This window comes from Mycobacterium uberis, assembly GCF_003408705.1.
Lineage (GTDB): Bacteria > Actinomycetota > Actinomycetes > Mycobacteriales > Mycobacteriaceae > Mycobacterium > Mycobacterium uberis.
Window position 1 is genome coordinate 1 of the sequence record NZ_QAYL01000010.1, and the last position, 6,252, is coordinate 6,252.

General features: G+C 61.1%; 1 protein-coding gene. It reads right to left on the reverse strand.

The window, feature by feature from the left end:
• The coding region (locus MUBE_RS07715; RefSeq protein WP_116540094.1) for a type I polyketide synthase at nucleotides 1-6,252 on the reverse strand (6,252 nt) is incomplete at both ends.

Sequence of the window (6,252 nt, forward strand, 5' to 3'; positions counted from 1 at the left end):
TCGGCAAACAGCTCGCCGTCGCGGACCCACATCGCGGTCAGGCCGCGAAACGCCGGACCATAGTCGTACCCAAGAGCCGCCAACCGCTCATAAGCATCCGTAGTGTCCATCGCGACCGCACCCGCCGGTGGCCACACCGATAAATCCGTAGCCGGTGCTGGCGTCCCGGCACGCAGTACGCCTTCGGCATGCAATCGCCAGCCCGACCCAGCATCGGCACGGGAAAAAACCGACACTGTGCGGTCACCCGAATCATCTGCGCCGCTGACCATCACCTGCACAGCCACCGACCCTGAGGCAGGAAGTATCAGCGGAGCAACAAGATTCAGTTCGTCGACCACCGAATAGCCGACTTCATCGCCGGCGCGAATCGCCAGCTCTAGAAATGCCGCAGCCGGGAACATCACGACACCGGACACGACGTGGTCGGCCAACCACCCCTGCACGCTGGGTGATAATCGACCGGTCAGCACCACCCCGCCCGAGGCCGGTAGCTCCACCACCGCACCCAACAACGAGTGTTCACTGATGGCCAGCCCTAGGTCGGCAGCATCGGCTCCCACGCCATCACCGGAGAGCCAAAACCTCTTCCGCTCAAAGGCATATGTCGGCAATTCGACGAAGCCAGCCCCATCCAACGCACCGCGCCAATCCACACTTACACCCGCAACGAACGCGGAGGCCACCGACGTCAGGAATCGCTCAAGTCCGCCGTCTTCATGACCCAAGGTGGGAACGACGACGGGTTCAGTATCCCCGTCGACACAGTCGTTGACGATGTCCTCGACTCCAGAGATCAACGCGGGATGTGGACTGGATTCGATGAATGTGCGATACCCGTGCTCACATGCGCTGCGCACAGCCTGGTCGAACTCCACAGTCTGCCGAATGTTACGATACCAATAGTCAGCATCCAGATCCGTTGTGTTCAAACGATGTCCAGTCACCGTCGAGAAAAAGGCGATACGCGAGGACCGCGGCTCGATGCCAGCCAAGGCAGCGGTGAGGTCACCGCGAATGGCCTCAACCTCAACTGAATGTGACGCGTAATCCACATCGATGCGGCGGGCACGCAGACCCTGGCAAGCGCAGAGCTGGATTAGTTCCTCCAGCACTGTCATTTCGCCCGACACCACAACCGCCGACCGACCATTAACGGCGGCGATGCTAATCCGACTGCCAAAGGACGCCAGTAACTCCCGTACCTGCTGGGCTCCGCATGCGACGGCTACCATACCGCCCGGACCAGTCAGCGTGGTCAGCAGCTTGCTGCGTAGCGTGACTACCTTTGCGGCATCCCGCAAAGACAACGCACCAGCGACGTACGCGGCGGCGATTTCACCCTGAGAATGGCCGATTACAGCATCTGGACATACCCCGACCGACTTCCATAATTCAGCCAACGACACCATCACTGCGAACAACACCGGCTGCACCACGTCCACCCGCTCCAGACCCGGCGCACCCGGCAGGCCACGCAGAACATCGGTCAGCGACCAGTTCACAAACTCCGAAAAGGCGTGCGCGCACGCTTCGATCTGTTGTGCGAATACCGGTGCGGTATTGAGCAATTCGATTCCCATGCCGAGCCATTGAGAACCCTGGCCGGGGAAGACAAACACGGCCTTGCCCCCGGGTGTGGCGGTACCCCGAATAGCCGACATGGGCTCATCAGTGGCCAATTCCTCCAGCCCCGCCAGCAACTGGTCCCGGTCACCACCAACCACCACCGCCCTATGTTCAAAGGTCGAACGACCCGCCAGTGTCCACCCCACATCGGCAACATCAAGCTCACCATGGGCACGCACATACGCCGCCAGCCGAACAACCTGAGCCCCCAACGCTGCCGCCGACTTCGCCGACACCACCCACGGCACCACGGGGAGCTTCGGGGCCTGGGCTTCCCGTCGAGACTTAGCGGGCACGGCTTCGATGATCACGTGCGCGTTAGTGCCACTAATCCCAAACGACGATACCCCGGCCCGACGCACATGCCCGTTGGCGGACTCGCCCTTCCAAGGCCGTGCTTCGGTCAACAACGACACCGACCCCGCCGACCAATCCACATGTGGACTCGGCTCATCCACATGCAACGTCGCAGGCAACACCTCATGGCGCATCGCTTGCACCATCTTGATCACACCCGCCACCCCCGCAGCAGCCTGCGTGTGACCTATATTCGACTTAATCGAACCCAACCATAAAGGCTCACCCGAACCGCGATCTTGTCCATAGGTCGCCAACAACGCCTGAGCCTCAATCGGATCACCTAACGTCGTCCCAGTCCCGTGACCCTCCACCACATCAATCTCAGCCGCTGACAGCCCCGCATGAGCTAACGCCGCACGCACCACCCGCTGCTGCGATGGACCATTCGGCGCCGTCAACCCATTCGACGCCCCATCCTGATTAACCGCGCTGCCTCGCACTACCGCCAACACTGGATGCCCCAACCGTTGCGCATCCGACAAACGCTCCACCACCAACATGCCACCGCCCTCGGAGAATCCGGTGCCGTCGGCAGCCCCAGCGTACGGCTTGCATCGACCGTCCGGGGCCAATCCACGCCAGCGGCTGAATTCCACGAAGATGTCAGGTGTGGCATTGACAGTGACACCGCCAGCCAGCGCCAGATCACACTCGCCCGAATGTAGCGATTGCACCGCCATATGCAACGCCACCAACGATGACGAACACGCCGTATCCACCGACACTGCCGGACCCTCTAACCCCAGCACATAAGCCACCCGACCCGACGCAACGCTAGATAGTTGACCGGTCAGCCGGAAACCTTCCACCGGTTCGGCGGCAAACATGCCGTAACCTTGGGCCATAACTCCGGCGAACACTCCCGTGGCACTGCCCCTCAACCCGGCAGGATCAATCCCGGACCGCTCCAACGCTTCCCACGAGAGCTCAAGGAACATGCGCTGCTGGGGATCCATAGCCAGCGCTTCACTAGATGCTATGCCAAAGAATGCAGGGTCGAAATCCGCCACACCGTCCACGAAACCGCCGGTACGCACATACGATTTGTGCCGCACGTCGGGGTCCGGGTCGAACAACCCATCTAGATCCCAGCCGCGATCGGTGGGAAACTCTGACATCACATCCCGACCCTCGACCAGCATATCCCACAAGTCGTCGGGAGAATCAACCCCACCCGGGAAACGGCACGACATACCAACGATCGCGATCGAGTCGTCGACAGTGGCACGAACCCCGAGTGCCGCGGTCGGAGCGCCTTGCTGCCCGGGACCAACAAGTTCGGCCCGCATGTACGTTGCCAGGCCGTTGGGAGTCGGGTAGTCGAAGATGAGTGTCGGCGATAGTGATAGACCGGTGGCGGCTTTGAGCCGGTTACGCATTTCGACAGCGGTCAGTGAATCGAAGCCCAACTCCTGGAATGCCTTGTCCGGATCGATCGTCTCGGCGTTGGAGCTGCCCATCACGGCAGCAATATGAGAACCCACCAGATCCAGTAGAACCGCGTGTTGTTCTTCTTCAGGAAGCCCTTCCAAGCGTTGCAGTAGAACAGATTTCGATTTCGTGGCGGCCAGTGAGTCGTCGACCTGACGCCGAGCCGGCACATTGACCAAATCGCTGAAAATTGGTGGCAGCGTGCCCCCATCAAACTTGGCCCGCAGTGCAGTGAAGTCGATGTAGGCAGGCAGCAGGAACGGTTGGTCGACAATCATTGCTGTATCGAATAATTCGAGCGCTTCTTCGTTGGACATCCCAATGATTCCGTCCCGACCGAAACGGGCTCGATCGGCGATACCTAGTCCCCCGGTCATCGCGCTGGTTTGATCCCACAACCCCCACCCCAGCGAGATCGCAGGCAACCTGTGAGCGCGCCGATGCACAGCCAACCCATCAAGAAACGAGTTAGCCGCCGCATAGTTGCCTTGACCCGACGAACCCACCAACCCGGCTATCGACGAAAACATGACAAACGCCGACACATCCAGGTCGCGGGTTAGCTCGTGGAGGTTCCACGCCGCATCCACCTTGGCCCGCAACACGACATCTAGTCGTTCGGGAGTCAACGACGTCACCACCGCATCGTCGAGCACCCCGGCTGCATGGATCACCGCCGACAACGAATGCTGCACCAGGATATCGGCAATCACTTTCGCCAACGCGGACCGATCCGCGGCATCACAAGCCACCACCTGTACCTGTGCACCGGATGCACTCAGCTCGGCCACTAGCTCCGCGGCGCCTGGTGTGTCCGGACCGCGCCGACTCACCAAGACCAGATGATGTGCCCCATGACGCTCCACCACATGGCGAGCCAGAGCCGACCCCGCCATCCCGGTACCACCGGTGATCAACACAGTGCCCGCCGTCCACACATCTGGCATCGTCATCACGACCTTGCCAACATGACGCGCCTGACTCAAATAGCGCAACGCCGCGGGTGCCCTCCGTACATCAAACGTCGTCGCCGGCAACGGTCGCAGCACTTCGTCGTCAAATAGCGTGGCCAATTCGGCGAGTATCTGCGCGATGCGCTCTGGCCCAGCTTCGAAGAGGTCGAAAGCTCGGTAACGCACACCGGTGTGCTCTTGAGCCACCACTGCTGGATCACGGATATCAGTCTTACCCATCTCCAAGAACACCCCATCGGGGGCGACTATACGCAACGACGCATCCACGAAATCACCAGTCAGTGAGTCCAACACCACATCCATACCACGCCCACTGGTTACCATCCGGAACTTATTCTCAAAGTCCAAACTGCGTGAATCAGAAATGTGATCATCGTCAAATCCCATGGCCTGCAAAGTTGCCCACTTAACTCGGCTGGCCGTTGCGAAGACCTCTAACCCCAAATGCCGAGCCAGCTGCACCGCTGCCATCCCCACCCCACCGGTCGCAGCATGCACCAACACCCGCTGCCCTGACTTCACGGCGGCTAAGTCCATCAACGCGTAATAAGCGGTAGCGAACACCACCGACATACCGGCGGCTTCTGCGTCCGACCAGTCAGCGGGCGTTGGCAGCAGCAATCTGACGTCGGCGGTGACCAGCGTTCCCGTGCCCTCAGGGAACAAGCCCATTACCCGGTCACCGACAGCGAACTCGATAACTCCCGGACCGACTTCCACCACCACACCGACTGCTTCACTGCCGAGCAAGGCATCATAGGGGAACATGCCGAGCGTGATCATGACGTCGCGAAAGTTTGCGCCAATCGCACAGACGGCCACCCGAACCTGGCCGGGTCCCAACGGCGCCTCCGCATTGGGAACCAGCTCCAGTTGCAGGTTCTCGAACGTGCCGGCACTGCTCTGACCTAATCGCCACGGCCCACCGGCTGGCGGCACCAACACACCATTAACTGCGCAGCTGCCCTGCACCCGCGCGACATACACTTGCCCACCCCTCAGCAGCACCTGGGACTCGCCAGCCACCAAGGCCAGGGCGACTGCCGCGCCGTCAAGGGGCGCATCGGAATCAACGAGCAGGAGCCGCCCGGGATGCTCAGACTGAGCCGAGCGCACCAGACCCCATACCGCCGCGCCAGCTAAATCGGTGACATCCTCCTCCGGCAACACGACGGCGCCCCGAGTCGCCACCACCAACATCCCTGACCCGTCAGAGGTCAACCATGACTGCAATACTCCGAGCACGGATCGCGTAGCAGCGTATACCTCCGCCACGACATCACTAGCGACTGGTATCGACTCGAACACTACTGCCGTCGGCGCAGCTTCACTGGCATCTTCCTGGCCCAAATCCATGGTTTCCCAAGCACACACCGACACCGGTGTTGGCATGGTTACGGGCTGCAGCGCCGACCAGACTACCTCAAAGAGCTGGTCCGAACCCGAGTTCAACGCCGCCGTCCGCAATTGCTGTTCGCTCACCGGGCGAGCTACCATCGAAGCCACTGAAAGTACCGGAAGCCCTAACCCATCAGTCAATTCGATCGATACCGACGACGAAGACACCGACGACGAACCTACTGGCGCGAGCCGCACCCGTACCACCGACGCACCGGCAGCATGCAACGAAACACCTCGCCAGGAGAACGGCACCAGCACCGAACCTTCGGCAAGCTCGGCAGTATCGGATGCCAGCATTACCGCATGCAAGGCCGCATCTAGTAATACCGGGTGCACACCGAACCCGCGGACGCTGCCGGCAGCATCGGGCAGCGTCACTTCGGCAAACAGCTCGCCGTCGCGGACCCACATCGCGGTCAGGCCGCGAAACGCCGGACCATAGTCGTACCCAAGAGCC